20 protein-coding genes are annotated in these 21,803 nt (G+C 58.9%); 13 read left to right on the top strand and 7 right to left on the bottom strand.

What is annotated here, in order from left to right:
- The first annotated feature begins 83 nt into the window (after positions 1-83).
- Positions 84-1,001, top strand: a complete 918-nt coding sequence (locus ACQZ6F_RS19115) for a DUF1003 domain-containing protein (protein WP_077470465.1) — start codon at positions 84-86, stop codon at positions 999-1,001.
- A gap of 40 nt (positions 1,002-1,041) precedes the next feature.
- Here the strand turns inward: ACQZ6F_RS19115 and ACQZ6F_RS19110 are convergent, their stop codons facing one another.
- Positions 1,042-2,232 (bottom strand): TCR/Tet family MFS transporter, encoded by a 1,191-nt coding sequence (locus ACQZ6F_RS19110; protein ID WP_449094009.1) that lies wholly within the window; start codon positions 2,230-2,232, stop codon positions 1,042-1,044.
- 75 nt (positions 2,233-2,307) lie between these two features.
- On the opposite strand from ACQZ6F_RS19110, the gene tetR reads away from it, so the two are divergent.
- Positions 2,308-2,913, top strand: coding sequence for a tetracycline resistance transcriptional repressor TetR (tetR, locus tag ACQZ6F_RS19105; protein WP_449094010.1), 606 nt, complete (start codon positions 2,308-2,310; stop codon positions 2,911-2,913).
- 31 nt (positions 2,914-2,944) lie between these two features.
- Here tetR and ACQZ6F_RS19100 read toward each other — a convergent pair whose 3' ends face one another.
- Positions 2,945-3,607, bottom strand: a complete 663-nt coding sequence (locus ACQZ6F_RS19100; RefSeq protein WP_449094011.1) for a flavin reductase family protein — start codon at positions 3,605-3,607, stop codon at positions 2,945-2,947.
- A gap of 174 nt (positions 3,608-3,781) precedes the next feature.
- Here ACQZ6F_RS19100 and ACQZ6F_RS19095 point away from each other — a divergent pair, with 174 nt between their 5' ends.
- From ACQZ6F_RS19095 to ACQZ6F_RS19085, 3 genes are read left to right on the top strand one after another with little or no spacing between them, the layout of a single operon-like run.
- Positions 3,782-4,852, top strand: coding sequence for an ABC transporter ATP-binding protein (locus tag ACQZ6F_RS19095; protein ID WP_449094012.1), 1,071 nt, complete (start codon positions 3,782-3,784; stop codon positions 4,850-4,852).
- A 33-nt stretch (positions 4,853-4,885) separates the two neighbouring features.
- Positions 4,886-5,845, top strand: a complete 960-nt coding sequence (locus ACQZ6F_RS19090) for an ABC transporter substrate-binding protein (protein ID WP_449094013.1) — start codon at positions 4,886-4,888, stop codon at positions 5,843-5,845.
- A gap of 11 nt (positions 5,846-5,856) precedes the next feature.
- A complete protein-coding gene (locus ACQZ6F_RS19085; RefSeq protein ID WP_449094014.1) occupies positions 5,857-7,536 on the top strand; it encodes an ABC transporter permease in 1,680 nt (559 codons plus the stop codon).
- 38 nt (positions 7,537-7,574) lie between these two features.
- Here the strand turns inward: ACQZ6F_RS19085 and ACQZ6F_RS19080 are convergent, their stop codons facing one another.
- Positions 7,575-8,036, bottom strand: coding sequence for a winged helix-turn-helix transcriptional regulator (locus tag ACQZ6F_RS19080; protein WP_449094015.1), 462 nt, complete (start codon positions 8,034-8,036; stop codon positions 7,575-7,577).
- A gap of 150 nt (positions 8,037-8,186) precedes the next feature.
- Between ACQZ6F_RS19080 and ACQZ6F_RS19075 the strand changes: the two genes are divergently transcribed.
- Both ACQZ6F_RS19075 and ACQZ6F_RS19070 read left to right on the top strand, forming a co-directional pair.
- A complete protein-coding gene (locus ACQZ6F_RS19075; RefSeq protein WP_449094016.1) occupies positions 8,187-9,107 on the top strand; it encodes an alpha/beta fold hydrolase in 921 nt (306 codons plus the stop codon).
- Positions 9,108-9,310: 203 nt separating this feature from the next.
- Positions 9,311-9,706: a cupin domain-containing protein gene (locus tag ACQZ6F_RS19070; protein ID WP_449094017.1), complete on the top strand. Its 396-nt coding sequence runs from the start codon at positions 9,311-9,313 to the stop codon at positions 9,704-9,706.
- A gap of 154 nt (positions 9,707-9,860) precedes the next feature.
- Here the strand turns inward: ACQZ6F_RS19070 and ACQZ6F_RS19065 are convergent, their stop codons facing one another.
- From ACQZ6F_RS19065 to ACQZ6F_RS19050, 4 genes are all read right to left on the bottom strand, one after another.
- Positions 9,861-10,421 carry a hypothetical protein gene (locus ACQZ6F_RS19065; protein ID WP_449094018.1) on the bottom strand — a complete coding sequence of 187 codons (561 nt, stop codon included), beginning with the start codon at positions 10,419-10,421 and terminating at the stop codon, positions 9,861-9,863.
- A 1,187-nt stretch (positions 10,422-11,608) separates the two neighbouring features.
- Entirely contained in the window at positions 11,609-13,342 is a 1,734-nt protein-coding gene (locus ACQZ6F_RS19060) for a hypothetical protein (protein ID WP_449094019.1), read from the bottom strand.
- A 189-nt stretch (positions 13,343-13,531) separates the two neighbouring features.
- Complete coding sequence (locus tag ACQZ6F_RS19055) at positions 13,532-14,500, bottom strand: O-methyltransferase (RefSeq protein ID WP_449094020.1); 969 nt, start codon at positions 14,498-14,500, stop codon at positions 13,532-13,534.
- Positions 14,497-15,885, bottom strand: a complete 1,389-nt coding sequence (locus tag ACQZ6F_RS19050; protein ID WP_449094021.1) for an ATP-binding protein — start codon at positions 15,883-15,885, stop codon at positions 14,497-14,499. The genes ACQZ6F_RS19055 and ACQZ6F_RS19050 overlap by 4 nt, the downstream gene beginning before the upstream one ends.
- Positions 15,886-16,000: 115 nt before the next feature.
- On the opposite strand from ACQZ6F_RS19050, the gene ACQZ6F_RS19045 reads away from it, so the two are divergent.
- The 6 genes from ACQZ6F_RS19045 to ACQZ6F_RS19020 all read left to right on the top strand — a co-directional run bounded on the left by ACQZ6F_RS19045 (position 16,001) and on the right by ACQZ6F_RS19020 (position 21,758).
- Complete coding sequence (locus ACQZ6F_RS19045; RefSeq protein ID WP_449094022.1) at positions 16,001-17,077, top strand: DNA cytosine methyltransferase; 1,077 nt, start codon at positions 16,001-16,003, stop codon at positions 17,075-17,077.
- 10 nt (positions 17,078-17,087) lie between these two features.
- Positions 17,088-17,492 carry a very short patch repair endonuclease gene (locus ACQZ6F_RS19040; protein WP_449094023.1) on the top strand — a complete coding sequence of 135 codons (405 nt, stop codon included), beginning with the start codon at positions 17,088-17,090 and terminating at the stop codon, positions 17,490-17,492.
- 128 nt (positions 17,493-17,620) lie between these two features.
- Positions 17,621-17,977 carry a hypothetical protein gene (locus tag ACQZ6F_RS19035; protein WP_449094024.1) on the top strand — a complete coding sequence of 119 codons (357 nt, stop codon included), beginning with the start codon at positions 17,621-17,623 and terminating at the stop codon, positions 17,975-17,977.
- Between the two features lie 12 nt (positions 17,978-17,989).
- Entirely contained in the window at positions 17,990-19,144 is a 1,155-nt protein-coding gene (locus ACQZ6F_RS19030) for a hypothetical protein (protein WP_449094025.1), read from the top strand.
- A complete protein-coding gene (locus ACQZ6F_RS19025) occupies positions 19,141-19,821 on the top strand; it encodes a hypothetical protein (protein WP_449094026.1) in 681 nt (226 codons plus the stop codon). The genes ACQZ6F_RS19030 and ACQZ6F_RS19025 overlap by 4 nt, the downstream gene beginning before the upstream one ends.
- Complete coding sequence (locus ACQZ6F_RS19020; RefSeq protein WP_449094027.1) at positions 19,818-21,758, top strand: DotA/TraY family protein; 1,941 nt, start codon at positions 19,818-19,820, stop codon at positions 21,756-21,758. Before ACQZ6F_RS19025 ends, ACQZ6F_RS19020 begins: the two co-directional genes overlap by 4 nt.
- The last annotated feature ends 45 nt before the right edge of the window (positions 21,759-21,803 follow it).

The following is a 21,803-nucleotide window of genomic DNA, read 5'->3' as shown; positions in this document are numbered from 1 at the left end:
GATTTTGACAGTCTTCTAACAGTCACAATCCTGTTTGCATTATTGGCTAAACGAGCGGAAAGTTGTGAAAGAGGCCCTCACATATGACAGATACGAAGACCTTTGATCCGGCGGACGGAATCGTCGACTTCGATGCCGGCGAAGGCGAAGCCGCGACCGTGGTGGAGATGGACGACTATACCAAAAGCCTCGCCCAGGCGAAGGCCAAGTCCGTCAAGCTCGTTGATGCCATCACAGGCCAGACGCTTAAGAAGAAGGACGCCGTGCACGTCGATGACCTCCGCCCTTCGCTTGCGGATTTCATGCGGCTGAAGCACCCCGACCTTCGCGCCGACGACTATATCAGCCGCAAGGTGATGGACGACTATCGCGCCCAATATATCGCCGAGCTTCTGACCGACGAGCGGGGCGAGCTTTCGACCCTCGAGGACGAGGTGGTCGAGAGCCTGAAGACGCACGATACGCTCGCCGAGAACATTGAAGAGGACTATGAGGACCACCGCTCCATCGGCGACCGGATGGCCGACGGCGTCGCCATATTCGGCGGCAGCTGGACCTTCATCATCTCCTTCTGTCTGTTCCTGACCGTGTGGATGGGCATCAATGTCCTCATGGGCGAAAAGACGGCCTTCGATGCCTATCCGTTTATTCTGCTGAACCTCATTCTCTCGACGATTGCCGCCCTGCAGGCCCCGATCATCATGATGAGCCAGCGCCGCCAGGAACAGAAGGATCGCCTGCGCGCCCTTAACGACTACAAGGTCAACCTGAAGGCCGAACTGGAAATCCGCCACCTGCATGAAAAGGTCGACCACCTCCTCAATCGCCAGTGGGAGCGGCTGACCGAAATCCAGCAGATCCAGATCGAGATGATGCTGGAGCAGGCCAAGGCCGCGACGCGGGCGATAAAAGCCAACAAGGTCACGAAGGCCAAGACCAGCGCCTTGAAGAGCCTCTTCGGCAAGGTCAAGGATCCCGAGCCGGACGATTCGCTGAATTAAGACGGCGGGAAGAGCTGTATGGAAGCGACCCGGCCGGCACTCATGCGCCGGCCGTTTTCTTTCGGATCGTAAACAGCACCGGCACGCAGGTGACATAAAGCAGCGCGCCGAGGATCCAGATCAGGCCGGGAAAATCATATCTGGAGGCGAAATAGATCTCGCTGACCGCCAGGGGCGCAATGATGGATGCAAGGCTCGTCAGGCTGCCCAGCACGCCTTGCAGGCGCCCCTGATCATCGGCACCCACACGCTGCGTCATCAGCGACAGCAGTGCCGGCTGGCCGATGCCGCCCATTGCGCTCAGGCAGAAAAGCGGAAGCAGCAGGACGGTGATGAAGCTGCGCGTAACCAGGGCAATCGCGATATAGGCGGCGCTGTCGCAGACGATGGCAACGATGAGCGCACGACGCTCGCCCCAGCGCTCGCTCAGGGGGCCGGCGACAAAGGCCTGGGCGAGGGCATGGAGAAGCCCCATGCAGGCAAGAGAAAGCCCGACCGCCGCCGTATCCCAGCCGAACTTGTCCTGACTGTAGAGCACCCAGACGGTGCCGCCGATCTGGCCGACGATGTTGAGGATGACGGACAGGAACAGCAGCGGCAACAGCGCCGGAAACGCTCCGAGCCAGCGCAGCGGCGCCAGCGGATGAAAGGCAGCCGGATCGATATGCTCCGGCTTCTCGACCCGCGTTTCGGGCAGTGCGATCAAGGCAAGAATGAAATTCATCATCACGAGTATGCCGGCCGCCACGAAGGGTGCGCGAAGAGAAACCGTGCCGAGCAGGCCGCCGATGACCGGCCCCAGAATAAAGCCGATCCCGAAGCAGGCGCTGAGGAGCCCGAAGGCCCGCGTGCGCTTTTCGTCGGGCGTGATATCGGTCAGGCAGGCTGCCGCAACAGAGGCATTGGCGGCCGTCAGGCCGGCCACAGCACGGCCGAGGAACAGCCACCAGAAGCCGGGCGCCCAAGCCATGAAGGCATAGTCGATCATCCCGCCTGCCAGTGAAACGAGCAGCACCGGCCTGCGGCCGTAGCGATCGCTCAACGTTCCGAGAATGGGAGCGGCGAGAAACTGCAGCGCGGCATAGAGCGACAGGAACGCGCCGTAGCGCCAGCCGAGATCCGGCGTATGCGCAACGCTCTGCAGGAGTTCCGGCAGGATCGGCAGCACCAGCCCCGTGCCTGCCGCATCAAGGACAACGACGGCCAGAATGGTCAGAAGCATCTTGTTCATAGTGCGCAGCTTATCGTTGATAAATAACTTTATCGCCGATAAACTACACTTCCGAGGCTGTCAATTGGAGACGCAATGAAAATCGACCGGGACCAAATCGTCGATACGGCACTGACCGTTCTGAACGAGGTCGGCGTCGACGGCCTGTCGACGCGGCTGATCGCCCAGCGCCTCGGCGTCCAGCAGCCGGCTCTCTATTGGCACTTCAAGGGCAAGCAGGCGCTGCTGGCCGCGATGAATCTCGAGATGTTAAAGCGGCACCATAAGCGCCGCACGCCGCTTGCCAGCGAGACCTGGCAGGACTTCCTGCGCGCCAACGCCAGAAGCTTCCGTTCCGCTCTGCTGGCATGGCGCGATGGCGCGCGCGTGCACGCCGGAACGGAAGCCGAGTCCACCGATCTCGATCCCATAGAAGCTCAACTCGAATGCCTTGTTGCGGCCGGTTTCACGCCTGGCCAAGCGCTGGAGCTTCAGATTGCCATCGGTCGATACGTGGTCGGATGTGTGCTGGAGGAACAGGCGAATACGGCCGATCCACCGGGCGAAGCCGCACTCGATGCTGCCGCGCAAACCCGCCCGAATCTCGCTAAAGCCATCGCTCATTACCGCGCGAGCGGGCATGAAGCTCTCTTCGAAGCTGGCCTCGATCTTCTGATTCGCGGTGCTGAAAGCAAGAGATAACCCACCTGCACACGCGACAGAGGAGAGCTCGCTACACCTCGGCCTTGAATGTGCGGCCGAGATCCGGCCCCACACCGAAATAGTGTCTGAATACGTAGAGCAGCGGGCTCCATTGGCTGGTATCGATATGATTGGTGCCGGGCACGACGATGCCCCTATGAGCATGAACCCGAACAGCCTTCACCTCGATGATCCGGAAAGCCTCGGGCCGCTCCTGGGGCCATTCGCCACCCGGCCCGTGCGATGCCATCACCTCGGCTTCAATTTGAATCGGGCATTCCGCGATGCGTAGCGGCCGGACGAGATCGGCAGCTTGAGGGGTAAAGTCGCCGACGTCGAACTTGTCGGATTCGAACCGGTATCCGATCTTTTTCTTGTGTGAGGGAACGGGATTGCGACCCGTTGTCGGAGCGATCGCCTCGATCTTCCGCCACAAATCGGGTGAGGGAAAATTCAACACCAACTGCCGTTCGCGCAGGGCGTTTTCACCGCCCTTGCTCGTGCATGTCAGGCCCAGAACGATGCGGTCGAACAGTGCCCATGCGGACGACATCGGCGAGATATTCGTGGTTCCATCCGGGTTGAGGCTGCTGATCAGCACGACGGGCGTGCCGACATAGAGCACGCTGGGTTTGATGACGATATGGTCGTGACCATTCTCTGCGGGTTTCGATTGAGCTGTGTTCATCAACATTGCAAACTCTCCTTTTGGAGCTGCAGTGTACCCCAACGCCGACATGCAATAGTTCGGCCGTGACCGAACTATTGGGGCAACAGCATGGTGCAAGCGCCTACAGTGCAATCGTCACACCATTGTCATGCAGCGTCTCTACTCAGGCTTGTAACGCTTCCAAACGCTGATTTTTAGATGACAAGTGACGCAAACCGAATCCAGGCTGCCGTCTCGGCAACGGGATTGGAACTCCATTACGACAAGGCGATCGTCCTTAACGGCATCGATCTTTCGCTCGCGAAAGGACAGACGCTGGCCCTGCTTGGCCCGTCCGGCTGCGGCAAGACCACCCTTTTGCGCCTCGTCGCCGGTCTTCTCGCGCCGACGAAAGGTAGCATCACCATTTCCGGCCAGACCGTCGCCGATGCAGCCTCGAGGACGTTCGTACCGCCAGAGAAGCGTAACCTCGGCATGGTGTTTCAGGACTATGCCCTATGGCCACACCTGACGGTCGGCGGCAATGTCTCTTTTCCGCTTGAAATGCGCGGCATCGCGAAGGCCGAACGCGAACAACGCACCATGCGAGCGCTGGGACGCGTTGGCCTGGCAGCGCTTGCCCATCGGCGCCCAAGCGATCTTTCCGGCGGCCAGCAGCAGCGCGTTGCCATTGCCCGTGCCATCGTTGCCGAACCGCAGCTGATCCTGTTCGACGAGCCGCTATCCAATCTCGATCGCGAATTGCGTGAAAACATGGTCGGCGAACTGGCCGAACTCATCGCCACGCTGGGGCTGACGGCGATCTATGTCACCCACGATCATAGCGAAGCGCTGACGCTTGCCGACGAAGTCGCCATCATGCGCTCGGGCGAAATCGCCCAGTTGGCCTCTCCGGATATCCTGATTGAAAGCCCGGCCTCACCCGAAGTCGCCGAATTCCTGCGGCTTGGCAGCACGGCTGATCTGGAATGGCGCGATGATGGCTGGCGACTGGCGGGAAGCCCACATGTGCTGTCGGATGAGGCGCGCCCGGGACAGGGGAAGGCCAGAATTCTCATCCCGACGCGCGCTATTTCGCTTGGCGAGACCGCCTGGCCGAACCTGCCGGCAACGGCTTTGCGCTCGCACTTCCGCGGAGACGGCCATCTCGTCACCGCCGCGCCGCATGGCACGACAGGCATCGAATTTCAGGTTCTGAGCCCGGTCAAGATCCGGCCGGGAGAGCAGATCGGCCTTTCGGTCGACGCCACCAGCATCCTGTGGTTCTAGCAGGAATATCACTTGAGCCTAGAGAGGAAAACCATGTTTAAATCACTGAAGAATATCGCTATTTTTGCCATTTCGACCGCACTGTTGAGCGGCGTTGCCCATGCCGACATCACCGTCTACACTGCCGGCCCGCAGAACCTCATCGACAAGCTTTCCGCCGGCTTCACCGCCCAGAGCGGCATCAAGGTCAACGTCTTCCAGGCAACGACCGGCAAGGTCATGGCCCGCATCGAAGCCGAGGCCGCCAATCCGGCCGTCGACGTGCTGATCTCGGCTTCCTGGGATACAGCGACCGATTTCGCCAAGCGCGGCTGGCTCGTCTCCTATACCAGCCCGAATGCCGAAAAGGTTCCGGCCTTCCTGAAGACCGACACTGCCGTGGCCCAGGGCGTTTCTGCCCTCGGCATCGCCTGGAACACCAAGAGCGGCACGACCGAGCCGAAAGAATGGGCCGACCTCGCCAAGCCCGAATTCAAGGATCTCGTCAATATTCCCGACCCCGCCCAGTCTGGATCCTCTTTCGAACTGACGGCAGCCCTCGCCGGCAAGGATAATTACAAGCTCTTCAAGGAGCTGAAGGATAACGGCGCCATCATCGCCGGCGCCAATGCCGAAGCATTGAACCCGGTGCTGCAGGGCGCCAAGGCGGCCGTCTTCGGCGCGGTGGACTACATCACCTTCGCCGCCAAGGCCAAGGGCGAGACCATCGACGTCGTTTTCCCGCAGTCCGGCACGGTCATCGCGCCGCGCCCGGTGATGATCCTCAACTGGTCCAAGCATCAGGACGAAGCCAAGAAGTTCGTCGACTACATGCTGTCGGATGAAGGCCAGAAGCTGGTCGCCGGCACTTTTCTGATGCCTGCCCGCTCCGACATCCCGGCCTCGCGCCCGCTGGTCGGTGATCTGAAGCTGCTCGATTACGACGTCAACGCCGTCTACGGCAAGCGCAAGGAAACGCTGAAGCAGGTCGGTGATCTGTTCGGCAGCAAGTAAGGCTCGATACGATGAATGCGAAGGGAACAGGCGCTCCGGTGCCGGCAGCTTGGCTGGCAGCCCTGGGGTTGATCATCATCGTCGCCTTTCCCTTCGTGGCCGTCGTGCTGCAGGCGGTCTTTCCCTCGCTGGGGCAAGGCTCTTTTGCGGCACCCTTCTCGGCCATCGGCAAGACGTTGGCCGATGAAGCCCTCCTCGGCATGACGGCAAATACCATTATCCTCGGATGCGCCGTCGTCGTCGCCTCGGCCCTCATCGCTGTTCCCCTCGGCGTCGTCCGCGCGCTCTACCGCGTGCCCTTCGCGCCGCTATGGGACGTGCTGCTGCTGACGCCCTTCATGATCCCGCCCTATATCGCCACGCTTGGCTGGATCATGACGCTGCAGCCGCGCGGCTATCTCCAGCAGATCGCCGGCTTCAATCTCGCCCCGACCCTCTTCTCGCTGGCCGGCATGACCGTGGTTATGACCTTCAACACCTTCCCGGTGGTCTATTTCGCCGTCTCGCGCACCGTCGAGGCCGTGGGCGCCCGCTATGCGGATGTCGGCCGCGTCTTCGGCGCCTCGCCGGCCCGCGCCTTCTGGCGCATCACGCTGCCGCTGTCCGCCCCGGGGCTCGCCGCCAGCCTCCTGCTGGTCTTCGCCGCCGCGATCGAGGAATACGGCACGCCGGCCGCCCTCGGCCGCCGCGCCGGCTTCCAGGTTCTGGTGACCGGCATCGATACCCGTATCGGCGACTGGCCGATCGATCTGCCGGGTGCCGCCGTCCTCTCGCTCGCCCTCGTCATCATCTCGCTGATGGCCTTTCTCATCCAGCGCCGCATTCTTTCGCGGCGCTCCTACCAGACGGTGAGCGGCAAGCCGCAAAACAAGGACAAGCGCTCGCTCGGCAAGCTGACTATCCCGGTCTTGCTGGCATTCGGCATCGTCTCGTTTCTCGCCACCGGCGTGCCCATGTTATCCATTCTGGTAACGGCGCTGTCGAAGACAGTTTCACAAGGCCTGGTCATCAGCAATCTTGGCATGGACAATTTCGCGGCCGTCTTCGGCAACGGCGCCGGCGCGCTCGCCGCCCTCGGCAATAGCCTGGCGCTTGGGGTTGGCACTGCCGTCGTCACCGGCCTGATCGGCGTCACCGCTGCCTATACCATCGTCAAAACGAAAATGCGCGGACGCCTGCTGATCGATATTATGACCGTGCTGCCCAACGCCCTGCCCGGCATCGTCGTCGCCGTCGGCCTGATCTTGGTCTGGAACATGCCCGGCCTGCCGTTTACGCCTTACAATACCGCCCTCATTCTGCTGCTGGCCTATTGCTGCATTCTCCTGCCGCAGACGGCGCGCTATTCCTCCGCCGCCTTCCAGCAGATCGGCGACAATCTCGAGGCCGCAGCCCGTGTCTCAGGCGCAAACACCTTGACCGTCTTCCGCCGCATCCTGCTGCCCCTGGTGCTGCCGAGCCTGGCATCGGCCATGCTGCTGGTCTTCGCGCTGGCATCCCGCGAACTCGTGGCCTCGATCGTCCTTGCGCCCGTCGGCATGCAGACCATAGCCACCTTCATCTGGCGGCAGTTCGAGCAGGGCTCTATCGGCCTCGGCATGGCGATGGCCTTCGTGACGATCATCATCACGACGCTCATCCCGCTTCTCTTCCTGGCGCTACTGCGCCGAAGCGGCCTGGTCGCCGAGTAAATAGCAAGAGGAAGCCGGCAGAAGAGCTGCCGGCTAACTTATTTGCTTTCGTTTTCCGGCGGCACAACGATCACCGTATCTTCTGCCATAAGCATGCGCCCATCCTGGGCGCGCAGCTCCAGCCGCCGCACCGGCTGATGGGTCTTCCTGTCGACCAGAGTGACATGCGGCTCACCCGGCGCGAAGAAGAAATCCTCGCCCCATTGGCGAAGCGCTACCAGCAGCGGAAACAGGCCCTGCCCCTTCTGCGTCAGCACATATTCCTGATAGGGGCTGCCGTCCGATGCCGGCACGGTATCCAGAATGCTATGCGTGACAAGATTGCGCAGCCGGGCCGAGAGGATGTTCTTGGCAAGCCCCAGGCTCTTTTGAAACTCCCCGAAACGCCGCAGCCCGTCGAAGGCATCGCGGATGATCAGCAGCGACCACCAGTCGCCGATCGCATCGAGCGGCCGGGCGACCCCGCACATCGAATCCTTGTGGCTTATTCGTTTGGCCATCGCACTCTGCTTCGCTCCGTTCCTGCATTTCGCCGACACCGCACCGGGCATCAGGTCATCTCAATATTGCGCCATCATATCGGTTGCAAATTGAAACCACAAGAGATACGGAAATCATGGTTGCAAACTAAAACCACATAGGAGCCCACCATGATCCCCTCTGATGCCACATTTGCCGGCACCTTTCCGTTCGCACCTCATTTCACGGAAGCACCGGGTTTCGGGATGCATTACGTCGATGAAGGACCGCGTGATGGCGAGGTCGTCCTCTGCCTGCATGGCGAGCCCACCTGGGGCTATCTCTTCCGCCATCTCGTGCCGGCCTTGAGCGGCAACTATCGCGTCGTCGTTCCCGATCACATGGGCTTCGGCAAGAGCGAAACGCCCACTGAGCGCAGCTATTGGCTACAGGACCATGTCGACAATCTGGAAGCCTTTGTCGCGGCCCTTGGGCTTACCGATATCACCCTGGTCATGCATGATTTCGGCGGCCCCGTCGGCATGGGCTTTGCCGCCCGCCAACCCCACCGCATCCGCCGCATCATCTCGGCCAACGGCCCGACACCCTTCGGCCAGGCGGACCTGATAGATCGTCTCACGGCCAATGCAGCCATATCGCCCTGGTTCCAATGGATTGCCAAGGCCGCGACAGACGGCACCCTCGAACCGGTGCTCGGCAATCTCGGCTTCAATATCCTCAGCACCCTCAAGCTCAACGGCTTCGAGAACAACGCCGTCATAACCGACACATGGATCGCTGCCTATGGCGTGCCCTTCGCAACTGAGGCCGATTGTCTCGGCGCAATCGGCTGGGCAAAGGGTTTTCCCGCGAATGCCCATAGGTTCGAATCGCCTACTCCCGAGGCCGACCGCGCCATCCGCAGCAAACCGGCTTTGGCGATATGGGGAGAGACCGACAGGACGCTCCACGCAGAACACTTCCTGTCGCTCTTTTCCGCGATCTTCCCCGCGGCCCCGATCGAGCGGCTTGCCGGCGTCGGGCACTATTGCTTCGAAGATGCCCCGGACACTGTCTCCGGCCTGATATCGGATTTCATCCGCCGGACCTGAGCGGCTCAAATGGAAGCCCAAAGCGAAGGAGCGGGAAATCCTTCCGCTCCCGATGGCCTGTCATCAATCAGCCCTGCCTATTGCCACCACAAAGCCGCGCGAGCCGCAGCCGGAAGACGCGGATATCCACGCCCGACCAATTGACATTCGCGGCCGATGTGACACCGTTCCGGATAGTTGCCGACAGAGCGTTTTGAGGCAAAATGACCAAGCGATCGCAAGCAGTTATCACCACGGCCGAAGAACGCCCGCGCGACGGATGGGACGATCCGGTCCATGGCCGCATATCCTGGCACACGCTGCTAAGCAGCGACATCACCCCCACCGACAGCATGAGCGCCGGCATCGCCGACCTCGCACCCGGCGGCGAACTCAAGCCACACCGGCACGACCCATCGGAGATCTACTTCATCTTCGCAGGAACCGGCATCGTCCAGATCGACGGCCAGGAAACGACGGTAAAATCAGGCACAACAGTCTTCATCCCCGGCAATGCCGAACACGGCATCCGCAACGAATCATCCGCCAATCTGAAGTTTTTCTACGTGTTTCCGACGGGATCGTTTGCGGATGTGGTCTATCGGTTTCCGGAGGGGTGAGCGTCGCATAGGGCTATGGGAAAGGAGGGAGGTCTGAATCGCAAGCGCGAGTCTCTCGCATTGACGATACAGGACTGCCTCCATGCATAGCATAAAACCAATAATCGGCTTCTAAAAGGATTTCCAAGGCCTTTCTTACTTCGGCCGAAAAAATCTATACCCGACGCTTCCGCGACATATGTTCTTTAGCATCCCGTTCCAAGGCACTCGCCCACGACTCAAGACTCGCAGCCTCCCGGTCGGGCAGTCTTCCCATAATACCCTTCGCGGCCGCCTCTGCTTGCCGGGCAAAGAGTTTAACGCGCCGCATGGGCTGGCCTCTTTGATCACGGAAATCGAGGCCTAAGCCAAGCAAGATTTCGATCGCGTGCTCATCACTTACGTCCGTCGTGATGAACTGTTCCTCGTGCTCGCGCCAATTATGTTCAACGCGCCACCTTTCGGGCGACCAATCCGGCAAATCGTTATAGTTCGTAGGTAGCTCAAAAAGCGTATCGCTCTGCGCGATTCCGAAAGTCTGGCGCGACAAGTCTTTGGCGAAGTCATCGACCTCTGGGCTCAGTTGCCCCACTCGTGGCGTGTTTATCAGAAGTTTGTCCTCCATTCGCTGAAAGGCGGGAAGATCAAGCATACGAATTGGCTGTGCTGGCACTTGAGGACTAGGAAGCGGAGCTTGTCCTGTTAACTTCAGCCATTCTTCATGACGTTTCTTCATTGAGTTTGTGTCCCGACTCGTTCGACATCCGAATTTTACTCCTTTGCCGTCCGGAACAGAACGTGATCAGTTCAAACTCTTCGCTGCACTCAGCCCAATTGTGGAAAATGGGAATAACAGGATTCCCGGGCACCAAGCGCTCCTTAAAATCATTGAAATCTTCAAAATGGAATTATCGAATCGGTAGAACAAGGATAGCTGGACGTCTTCCCCCAAGTCTTTCGGCATCTTTAATTGGCAGATATAAATGGACCCTGATCTGACGACATAGGGGCCAGACCCACGCGCGGTGGCCTTTGCCAGATTCGAGATTTCAGTATTGTCCTTCGGAATCTTCAGCGGGACCCAACGCTGCACCTAGCGCGATAGCCGCATCCATTTGCCTCCTTGAAAGGCCGCAAGCGATCTGGATTTTTAGGAGGAAAGCCAAGAATTCAACAGGCGCCATGGCGGAGAGGGTGGGACTCCTGCCTACCCGCCGAAAAAGCCCAGAAAACAAGGGATTTTGAGCCGTCGACTTTATGTTGTGTGTACCAATGTTGTGGTCAACTTTTAGCGTGCCTGTGCACGAAAGGTCAACGAGTTTGATGGTAGTTAGTCTCAGAGAGATAACGAGGATACCGCAGCTATGCAGTTTTATTCCACCGAGTTGTTCAACGACGTCGGCAAAAGTCTAGGGTGGTTTGTTCTCTATTCAAATGGCGATATCTTCTCGAGTCATGACACTGAAACCCAGGCCGACAACGCGGTTGGCTCTCTCAATAGAGGTGAACCCGTCTACAGGCCTACGGCGGGTGATGTCGACACGACATACGAGCTGTTTGACGCAGACGGGAGTGTTGTAGGCAGCGCTAGCTTCGATGCATCGGGGAATTTCATTCCGGGTACATATCGAAAGATGACCTCATCGAACGTGAAGACCTCCGCCCCGCCTTTCTAAAGCGAGGACAGGCCTCTTGCTCCGCGCATGGATTGAGAAGACTCCTCCGTTGACTTTCTCCTGCAGGCGCAAAATCGCACTGGAGGTTTGAGAACGAGCATGTAGAAGCCCGTGTTGCTTAGTGTAAACAATTTGGCTCTATCTGAGCTTTCGTTGTGAGTGGCCACCGGATTGGATGCCCCTTTGTCCATAGCGCCAGGACTCCGGCGTGGAACAGGTCGACACAACGAATTAACGTCGCGCTACATTAACCGAGCGACTTTTGCTCCTGCTCGATCGTAAAACGCAGGCTTCCGACGGTCCATACACTGGGCGGTTCGGGTAAATGCTCTTCCTCGTCCGGCGTGCTCAGAGCTTTCAGCTCCTCGAATAGGTCGCCCATCGCGGTATCGCCCGCTCGCTCCTCAAGTCGCGCTATCGCCGTCACGAGCTGATTCCAGTTGGAGAAAGTGGCATCGAATTCGGCTACGACCGGTCGGAGCGAATGCGCGTAGTGCCGCGTGAGTACAAGCAAGCTGATCTGGGGTCTCGTCGGACGGGCGGGGAGTCGAAACGTTGCGCACAGTTCGGCCGCGCTCGCGGCATCGATCCATGAACGCACCTTGCGGAGCCAATCGCTCACCTGCTGATTCAGTCGGCCGGTCCTTGCCAGCATCGTGGCGAGATCGTCGCCGTACGGGTCCTGATGCTTCAGTTGCACGAGGGTAATGTGGTCGCCCGACGTCTCGACGATCACTAGATCGATGTCCGTCAAATCCTTGCCTGCCCGCCTCAGCTTGATATTACCCCGGAATTCCAGCGTCGGAAGCACCGAGCGGATCACCCTTTCGACAGCTCGTTGCAATACACCTTCCCGGGCTCGTTGCGCCCGGTCGTACTCCTTCGGAAAGCTATGCTGCAGTGAATTTAGTAGGAACAGCATGACCTGATCACCCGTCGCGCCAGCTAAGGGTCTGATGACATGATCGTCGGAGCACTGGATCAACGGAGGTAACGGCGCTCCCGGACGATCAAGCAGCGCCAGATTGCGCCTGCTCACGGAGAGCGCTTCGAAGATGATCCGCACCTCATCATCGGTCACCGGCATATGACCTTCGAACTTCTCGCCGAACTCATTGATGAAGCCTCTCAGCCCTTCGAGAAAACCTGCGGTCTCGACTGAGACGGTGAGAACGTCCTCAATCCTGATCGAAGGCTCCTTTTCCAGGAGCGCTCGCACGAATGCGCGGTGCTTCATCGCCACCGACACGATGAAGATCGCTGCGAGTTGGTAATTCGCGAATGTCACCCCGCCGAAGGTCGTCGAGAAGTGGAAGGTGTCGAAACCCTTGGCGAGCAACATCTCGTTATAGGCGTGCCCGAAGAAGTAAAAGTCTAGTGTGGGATGGGCCTCGTAACCAATGAAGTGCTTCGCGAAGGGATAGACGAGATCGGCGAGCAACGATCTGACCTCGTCGCCGATTCTGAGGCCGATGGTTGCCTCATAGTCCTCCGCGAACCTCTTCTTGTGGTACCCTTTATGAAGACTCTCAAGGTCGCGTTCGTGCAGCTCGAGATCGGCCAACTTCGCGGGTAGCACGATGCGGAAGCGATCACGCAGCTTCTCTATCCAGGCCCCCTTTGCCGCCAGGCTCTGCGCCGCACGTCGACCGTGCTCGATTGCGCCGGCAACGCCGATGAGCGAGTGCACCGCAGCTGAGTAAGTGAGATTGCGCTGGATGGTCACCGTTGGCGCGTCGAACCGATCATGTGCCTGCATTGCCAGCTTGATGATGCGCACCACACCTATGCGCACGAGGTATGATCGCTCCTGATCGGCTTCGGTCGGCTCTGTTCCGAGGTTCACACCGTCGAAATCAAGGTCAAGCTCGTTGACGGCGATCCGCATCAGTAGCCCGAGACGATCGGTTGCGACTTCGGCCGCGAGAGCCCGCTCCTCCTGGTTGAGGCTTTCGTAGAACTCTCGCAGGGTGTCCTTCACCTGATACCAATCCTCACTGCACATCTATTTTAGCAAATCAAGCCGTGAGCATGGGTCCGGGAAGCGAAAATTGGAGCCAAGGTCAGACGCTAATGGCATGCCTTTCGTGACCTTTTCCTGCCGTTCAGGCGGTTGAGTTCATCACGTCCACTCTCGCAATCTGTCGGCGGAAAGCCATCAACAGGACGATTACACGTCGAAAGGCGCGAAACTTGGTAGATATCTGTACAGGCGAGCGAACGCCTTTGCATCGCTGGGCGGCGAAGGATCGCAAACGAGTGTATCGATATTTGGCGTTGGAAGCAGCTTCTCGATCTCCCTCATTTCCTTCGGCGTTAACTTCGGAATTTCTATGCGCAAAGCATCGTTGTTCGCTCGGTGGAAGGGAAGTCCTTCAAAGTCACAGAACCGAAAGGTGGCTTCGTGTCCTTCTTCGACGAAAACACCGCCAACCGTGGCCATCCGCGCGCCATCGGCATATTCCATCGACATAATCTGGCGAAAGCGAATCCGATTTCCCGCTTGTAACCCAAGATTGCGAATCCTCAGCGCCTCGTCGATTTCGGCGACGATCATGTCTCGATAAAGTCTCGACGTCCTCCAACCGGTGAAATTTCGCTCCGTCAAACCCTCGGGAGATCGCGCCGCTCCGAACACTTCCCGGAACTTCTCAATATTCTCGACCTCACGCAAAGTCCCTTCATCGTCCTCGTACATCGGCTTATTTTGAGCTTGGAGGCTTACCACGAAGGCGCTTCCGCTACAGGCGACCGCGGCAACGGTGCGTACGTCAGCCAATATTGAAAGGCTCATAGGATCATCGTAATCGAGCCAGCAGATCGTACGGTTTGCCCAATTGATTTTCGGCAGCTCTTGGGCGGAGTGACCGAACATCAGCTCGATTCCACCAAACGGCCTATTGAACTCGAACCTCGTTCGATGATCGACTTCGCGTTCAATACAAAACATCCTGTTTATACCAAGAGCTCGGTGAAACAGGGTGAAGTCGGCGAACCAGATCGCGCCGAAACCGACGTATTGATAGTGCTCTACCGCACCGAATTTCGAGAGGCGACGAAACGCCTCGCAGAGCATCTTGCGTTCGGCATGTTTCGCCGGCCGAATCGAGTAGTCGATCAAACGATAAGACGCGGTCACTTCGCATCCTCTTCGTCTTGCCATGCGAGATCAAATGATCGTTCGCCAACGGCCTTCGCGGAACTTACGCTGAAGGCGGACATGAGATGATCCACCTTTTCCGCCGGCCTTGAATAAGAAATACGCACCTGCCGGGGGCCGGCGTATCGGCTGGCGTCGGGAGCCTTAAACGAAGACGAGGAGGTAATGGTCTCAGCTTGAGCACTGGACGCGGCCGTAAGCGCACGCTGAAGCGGCCCGTCGCTTCCCTGTTCCGACTGCTCCCGATCGACCTCGTTCAAGAAGTCAATCACGGAACGGGCCATGATTATCATTTTCTGAAGCGCCAGACGCCAAACGACCGTGTCTGCATCGAGGCCTGTCTTGGTGGTATTCCAAGGGAGGAATTTTGCATTTGTGCATTCGAAATATGCCACGCCACGAAACCGAGCAAACTGGTTGTGGAACCTGGGCATCAACGCGGCTTGCTCCGTGGCGAGGCCCCAACCAGTAGCTTCTGATCGATCAGCTGCGAGCACAACCCGTCCATTGCAAACAACGAACCAACCTGCGGAAGACGGGTTAGACGAACCCACCCCCGCCACAAGCCGCACGTTTACGTCATAAATAACGCCGTCTTCCTCGATTCGGTGAACGAACGCTTCGACAGCGGGGACCACGTTCCCGGTCAGCATTTCGAGATTGGTGGCGGATAAGACGTCGCCATTGAATCGAATTTCCAAGCCGCGCGAAATGAACTGCCTCTGGTGAACCCGGATCAACTCGGACAAAGAACGCTGAAAATAGGGCGAGCCGAACTTGACCGCAACTTCCGGGCGAAGCTTTTCGACGGAGACGCTTGTTCCGCGTTCCTCTTCTGGCACGGCCAATCCCGTCTCGCGAGTCTTGAATGAGAATGTCCACTGAGGGGTCTTTTCCCACGCATCAACGTCTTCATCCACTTTCCAGCGCTCATCAGGCGTAGCCGACATCAAGACAAACTTTCGTCCGAACTTGAACAGAGCTCGCTTCATTCCGACGCCGAATTGACCGATAGAATAACTCGTCGAAATGGAACCTGGGGGACGACCAAAGCGGAAAGCATAGTTCTTCGCGGTGTCGGTATCGAAGCCTCCGCAATTGTCCTCGATCAGAAACTGGTTTTCCGACATAGTAATTTTCACCCAGAGGCCGCTAAAGTCGCGTTGTTCCGGGTCCCGAAGGCGCTTCGCACCATCTATACAATTGTCGACCAAGTCGAGCACGGCTCGTTCTAGGGGAATGTCTCTTATGAGCATGTCCACGAAGAATGCCTTCGTTGGCATTGCGTCAATCGCATCTGGATTAGGAGCTTGGGCCGAACCCACCTGTCCGCCATCTTCGTGACCACCGCCACCGTTTTGCATTTTGCTCCCCCAGGCACTAAAAATGCTGTTACCCGGGGATACATCCTCACAACTCTTTCAACAATACCTACACGCTACTATAACGTGACTAAATTTTTGGCGCTCTGGAAACGCGATGAACCTTATTGACCTGTTTTGCGGATGCGGAGGATTCTCGAACGGTGCGGAGGCTGCTGGGTTCAAGACGTCGCTTGCGATCGACGTCGATCCAATCCTGACATCCAGCGTGGGCGTCAACCATCCTGGCACGCTGCTCAAGTTGGGCGACATTTCCCAGCTCGATAGCAAAGTCCTTCAACGGTATGCTGAAAACCCTATCGACGTAGTGATCGGCGGCCCGCCCTGTCAGGGCTTTAGCTCAATGGGGCATAGAAGGGTGGACGATCCTCGCCGGTCACTTGTAGGTCATTTCTATCGGCTTGTTGCTGAAGTTCGACCCCGGCTGTTCATAATGGAGAATGTTGAGGGGTTGGGCTACGCCGATGCGAGAGCCACGCTGGATGAAGCCCTTCAAATTCTTCCAAATAGGTACCGTATAGTGGGGCCGATGGTTCTCGATGCAGCCAACTTCGGTGCGGCAACAAAGCGAAAGCGTCTATTTGTCGTCGGATACGACGAGGAATATGTCGATACTTTGAATGTTAGCGATTTCTCCGAGGTTCGGATACCGCCCGCTACCGTGAGGGATGCAATCCTCGACCTACAGAGCGTCTTAGAATTGGGAATGATCGACAGCTACGATCTATGGCAAATACAGAATGTGGCAACTGCCAGCGCTTATGCCCAAAGCCTGCACAACGAGCTTCGTCAATTCACTGGAAACCAACGTACCTTCCACAAAGACAGTGTTGTCGAACGATTCAAAGCGGTGCCGCAGGGCGGAAAAGATGTCGTCGGGCGGTACCCTCGCCTCGCATGGGATGGCCAGTGTCCGACACTCCGCGCCGGAACAGGCAGTGATAGAGGTTCATTTCAAGCAGTTCGACCTCTGCATCCCGACGAACCGAGGGTGATCACAGTTCGAGAAGCGGCGCGCTTGCAAGGATTTCCCGACGGATTTAGATTTCATCCCACAATCTGGCACAGCTTCAGGATGATTGGAAACAGCGTTTCGCCGATCATAGCGCGCGAAATTTTTAGGATCATTGCGCCGCGCATGGGCGCTGAGGCTGGAAGGGTCGCCGCAGAGTAACGGAGCACTTGTGGATCGCCTGACGTCCGAACATCGCTCGTGGCTAATGTCGCGGGTGCGGGGCAAAGATACGACACCAGAGATGCGTGTCCGAAAGGCAGCGCATTCCCTGGGCTTTCGGTATCGGTTGCATCGGAGGGATTTGCCGGGAAAGCCAGACCTCTGCTTCCCAAAGAGAAAAATCGCGATTTTCGTACACGGGTGCTTCTGGCATAGACATAAGGGATGCCGAAAGGCGTCATTGCCAAAATCTCGTACGGAGTATTGGTGCCAAAAGTTTGCATCTAACGTCGAACGCGACGAGCGGACGGAAGCGGCATTAGTCGCGCTTGGTTGGAAAGTGCATGTAATCTGGGAGTGCCAAACGAAAAGCGAGGTCGAACTCCGCGAACGATTACTCCAGCTGTTTACCTGAGCGGAGCGCCCTCGGAGAGCCGCCATCATGACGCAGGAATGATGATAGTCGGTCACTATCATCGTACTTTTTGCTTTCCGCCGGTGGGATTTGGCGGCACGCTTGGGGCATTCCTTTGAGTGCCTTCGATGCCACGTTCTCCGATTTACTTCATGCTTGTCCGCCTTGAAAATGGCGATCTGGCGTCACTGACGATCATCCGCGAACCGGCTGGGTTTTTTGCGCAGTTGCGTTCCTATGGCTTTACGGAACATGCGGGCGCGTCGTCTCCGGCACTGACGGAAATGGAGACCGGCGCGTTTCTGGATACTGTCGCGTTCGTCTTCAGCGTCTCCCGTGACCGACCATTTACATTCTTCATTCCTGACGGAGCGAGCCGCGAAGAATGGCTATCTGCGATGGAAGAGAAGGCCCATGATCCGCGCTTTGGTCTCATGGAGCGAGACGACGAAATCTCCTACTGCGTGACAGTGCCTCTGAGATGATGAGGTGCTGCCATGGCCTTCCAGTTCGTCCACCTCGAACCCTGGTGCCGACGGCCCGATCCCAAGGGGCGCAACACCACCTTCGTTTTCGATGAAGCTTCCCGAAAGCCGATAGCGTCGGTCCATGTTCGCGATCCGAAGCCGCCGACGACAATTTGGGGCGTCGGCGTGGAGGAGGTCCGGGCGATGCATGACGCCGCCGCAGAATTGGCGATGACGCCCGGCGCGCGAGGCAAGCTGCGGAAGATTGCGGTGAGTCAAAAGACTCTGCATACCGTTGTTGCCTCGCACCCGTACACTGTCGAGGAAGTCCGCGCCGACAAGGCCAAGCTCGCGGAGGTGCGGCAGTGGGAGCGTTTGACAATCGACTGGCTCAAGCGCCAGTACGGGCCGGCGCTGAAATCCGTTATTCGCCACACGGATGAGAAGCAATGGCACATCCATGCCTACGTACTGCCGACAGCGGACAAAGAGCTTCGGGCCGCCGTTTATCATCCCGGCATCGTCGCTAAACGGGCAGTGATGGCGGAAGGACGCCGACCCGGCGAGGACGGGAAGGCCCTGAACAAGCGGTCTAACGCTGCCTACAAGGCGGCGATGAGAGAATGGCAGGATTCCTATCATGATGCCGTTGCCACCCCTTGCGGGCTGACTCGCCTCGGTCCCGGTCGTCGCCGGCTGACTCGTGAAGAGTGGAAAGCCGAGATGACACAGGCCCGTGCATTGCAACGGGCGGTGGTCGAGGCCGAGCGGGTCAGCGAACTCGGGCAGGCCTATATCAATCGGGTGAAAGCGGAGGCGGCAACAGTCACGGCGCATACCGCCAAAACACGAGCAGCTGCCGAACGGTTGCAGGGTGTCGGCGGGGCAATCCGCTCGGTTTTTGACGGCATCCAGGCATCTCGCATCCGTGAGCAGGTCCGCAGGGAATTCGCCCGCGACCTCGCTGCCGCGAATGCCGCCGTCGAAAAGGCAAAGGTGGAGACCGCAAAGGCGAACGCCTCTCGGAAAGAAGCCGAAAAAACCGCAGCCGAGCAGAGATACGCTTTCCGCCAGCAGGGACAGCGTCTGGCGGCCGCGCAACAGGAAATCCAGACTCTTTCTCGCGCACTCGCCGCCGCGCTGGACGAACCGGCACCGACACCAGGGGGAATACCGACACCATGACGACGACAGGCGAAGAGATTTTCTGGGCGAACGCGCGCGCGGTCTTGCGCGATATCGGAATGTCCCACCTCGATCCGGCACACGGGGCGGCGGTAGACGTAGTGCGGTGGTGCCTACTGGTGCGCGGGCGGCCGACACATCATCGGCAGACATTTCTGGAGACCGAGTCTCCTGCGCTTCTCGCGTACCTCGAAATGCTTGCGACGTCGGGCGACGCGGCAGACTGGCGAACGCTGGAACAACGTATCCGGTTTCGCGCGGAAATTCTTCGCGAAACGGAAATGCAGCCCCGCGCCCGTCCTTGGCTGGCGGCAATCTGGCATTGCCTGCCTGAATTTGCGGCGATCGGACAGACGATCCTCGACGAGTCAGACGAGCCCAAGAGCGTGGCAGACTACGAAGTCGTGCCCGCGCCGACCGATACCGACGCGAAGACCGGCGACGGCGGCGACGATAAGGGCAGCGCGGGCAAGGCCGGATCGGCCGGGACGGCGGCCATGCCGCGTCCGTCGCGGCTGGCGTTGCCTGTCGTCGTTGTGGTGCTGACCGACGCCGAAAAAGAGGTCCTCAAAAAGAAGGCCCTCAAAGACGCCACCGAGGCGAACGACGGCACGACGCCTGACGGTCCAGAGGGAGTGGACGGACCCGTCATGAATGGTCCGGGAGGAAAGAAATGATCGATTTACTCGCGGAACCTTTGAAAACCAACATCGCATGGCATTGGGTGTCCGCCGTCCTTCCTCCAGACGGTTCATCGCCGTATGGAAGCACGCTGCAAGTCTTCACCTCCGTCCTGTTTTTCCTCTGCGGTCTCGGCCTCGCGTACAACGTTGTGACGGGCATTGTGGCGAGCGCGTACACGGGCAAAGTCCTTGGCGACAAATGGCATCAAATCTGGTCGCCGCTGCGCATCGTGCTCTGCTTCGGTCTCCTGTGTCCGATGCCTTCGACAGGTTTTTCGCCGGTACATTACATTCTGCGCGACATCTTTGCGAAGGGCAGCATCAACGTGGCCGACGCGGCTTGGAACACCTTTGTGGGCGTTGTGGCGGACCCCAAAAACGCGATGCCGATCATCCCGGTTTCGCAAACGGGCTCGACAGTCGCCATGGCTATCTTGAGACACGAGATTTGCGCTGCCGTCTACAATAAGGCCGGATCACTTTGGGGGTGGGAGCAATCGAAGCCCGATCCCGCAGGCCTCGACGTGGCGGGGGTGACGGTGTGGGCCTACGGCTCGACCTGCGGCCGGTTCGCGTACTCGATCCCCGAAGGACGGACCGATTTCGTCGATGCGCGCCGTGCGGCGGTAATGGAACTCATTTCCGCATTCCGCCCCGAGGCGGCGCGATATGCGACGCTTGCTGCCGAGACGTCCGGAATTTCGTCGGCGGACGGTGCGAAGAATGCCATCACCACGAACATGCTGTCGGCGACGCTTGTGCAGGACATTCGCGCCGCCGGCGCGCGGTTCGACGCCGCGGTTGTCAAGGCGGCGAAAGCGGAGGTCGCGGCGATGGATACGACATCTCGCTCAAAGCTTGTTGGGTCCGCGAAAACCGACGGCTTCCTGACCGCGGGCATGTACTGGAGCGCTTTGGCGCAAATCTCCGAGCTTACAACAAGCCTTACGAATGAGCGGATCGACGACACGTTGCCAAGAACGGACGGGGATTTCGGACAGGCCCTCGACCGGGCGTTTTCCGCTCTGGCGCTTCAGGTGTCGGGCGAAGCGGAACGTGCGAACTTGACGGCGAACGATTTCGCGAGCGCCGGCGACGAGACGGCGGACTTCCTCACAAAGCTCCTTGCTCCCGTCTCAAGAGGCATGATCGAATGGGCGACGTCGTCGGGATCGGAAGACGATGCCATGGCGGGTCTGATATCCTCGGGACATGCCATGATTGCCGCCGGCTGGGGGGTCATAACTGCAGGCGCTGGTGCGGCGGCGCTGGCGGGCAACGCCATCACGAGGTTCTTCGGGGCCGCTGGTGTTGACTGGCTCCTGGACTGGACGAAATACGTCGTGGTTGGATTGATGGGCATCGGCAGCCTGCGCGCCTACATCATCCCGATAATGCCATTCGTCTTTATGGTCATGGCAGGCACGGCGACCCTGGCGGCGCTTATGGAAGCCATGATCGCTCTGCCGCTGTGGGCGACAAAGTGGCTCAAGCTGGACAACAGTGGGGACTTCGCCGGCGAGTCGGTCAGGATGGGCTTGCTCCTCCTCGTCAATATCGGGCTTCGCCCAGTGCTGGCGGTGCTGTCCCTTTGCGCCGCCTATCCGGTCTTCAATGTAACTCTTGGGACCATCGACAAACTATTTGCCACCGCATTTCTAGGTCAAACGGGCGGACACGTCGTTGGTCTTGTCGGCATACTGATAATGACGGGGATACACATGTATCTCGTATGGCACGCCGTCGTGAAAGGTTTCGGTCAAATCTGGTCTTTGCCGGACCGCGTTCTTGCCTGGACGGGCCAACCGGGCGCTGGCGGCGAGGCGGGCCTGACATCGGGAGCTTTCGGCGGAATGTTGGCGCTTGCCGGACGCGGCGGATTGCCGAAGACTGGTCTGAGAGCACTCACAAGCGGAGGCAAGAAGGAATGAAGGAACTGGCACTCTGGACGGCTGGCGGACTGGCGCTGGCGACAG

The organism is Rhizobium sp. A22-96, assembly GCF_053521805.1.
Note: the sequence above shows the minus strand (reverse complement) of the source record. Positions and strands in the feature narration are given on the sequence as shown.

Excerpts from the sequence above, each read along its gene's own strand:
- ACQZ6F_RS19085 (WP_449094014.1), top strand. The coding sequence starts at position 5,857 with ATGAATGCGAAGGGAACAGGCGCTCCGGTGCCGGCAGCTTGGCTGGCA.
- ACQZ6F_RS19095 (WP_449094012.1), top strand. The coding sequence starts at position 3,782 with ATGACAAGTGACGCAAACCGAATCCAGGCTGCCGTCTCGGCAACGGGA.
- ACQZ6F_RS19045 (WP_449094022.1), top strand. The coding sequence starts at position 16,001 with ATGAACCTTATTGACCTGTTTTGCGGATGCGGAGGATTCTCGAACGGT.
- ACQZ6F_RS19070 (WP_449094017.1), top strand. The coding sequence starts at position 9,311 with ATGACCAAGCGATCGCAAGCAGTTATCACCACGGCCGAAGAACGCCCG.
- ACQZ6F_RS19025 (WP_449094026.1), top strand. The coding sequence starts at position 19,141 with ATGACGACGACAGGCGAAGAGATTTTCTGGGCGAACGCGCGCGCGGTC.
- ACQZ6F_RS19030 (WP_449094025.1), top strand. The coding sequence starts at position 17,990 with ATGGCCTTCCAGTTCGTCCACCTCGAACCCTGGTGCCGACGGCCCGAT.
- ACQZ6F_RS19035 (WP_449094024.1), top strand. The coding sequence starts at position 17,621 with ATGCCACGTTCTCCGATTTACTTCATGCTTGTCCGCCTTGAAAATGGC.
- ACQZ6F_RS19075 (WP_449094016.1), top strand. The coding sequence starts at position 8,187 with ATGATCCCCTCTGATGCCACATTTGCCGGCACCTTTCCGTTCGCACCT.
- ACQZ6F_RS19090 (WP_449094013.1), top strand. The coding sequence starts at position 4,886 with ATGTTTAAATCACTGAAGAATATCGCTATTTTTGCCATTTCGACCGCA.
- ACQZ6F_RS19080 (WP_449094015.1), bottom strand. The coding sequence starts at position 8,036 with ATGGCCAAACGAATAAGCCACAAGGATTCGATGTGCGGGGTCGCCCGG.
- ACQZ6F_RS19020 (WP_449094027.1), top strand. The coding sequence starts at position 19,818 with ATGATCGATTTACTCGCGGAACCTTTGAAAACCAACATCGCATGGCAT.
- ACQZ6F_RS19050 (WP_449094021.1), bottom strand. The coding sequence starts at position 15,885 with ATGCAAAACGGTGGCGGTGGTCACGAAGATGGCGGACAGGTGGGTTCG.
- ACQZ6F_RS19100 (WP_449094011.1), bottom strand. The coding sequence starts at position 3,607 with ATGTTGATGAACACAGCTCAATCGAAACCCGCAGAGAATGGTCACGAC.
- ACQZ6F_RS19115 (WP_077470465.1), top strand. The coding sequence starts at position 84 with ATGACAGATACGAAGACCTTTGATCCGGCGGACGGAATCGTCGACTTC.
- tetR (WP_449094010.1), top strand. The coding sequence starts at position 2,308 with ATGAAAATCGACCGGGACCAAATCGTCGATACGGCACTGACCGTTCTG.
- ACQZ6F_RS19110 (WP_449094009.1), bottom strand. The coding sequence starts at position 2,232 with ATGAACAAGATGCTTCTGACCATTCTGGCCGTCGTTGTCCTTGATGCG.
- ACQZ6F_RS19065 (WP_449094018.1), bottom strand. The coding sequence starts at position 10,421 with ATGAAGAAACGTCATGAAGAATGGCTGAAGTTAACAGGACAAGCTCCG.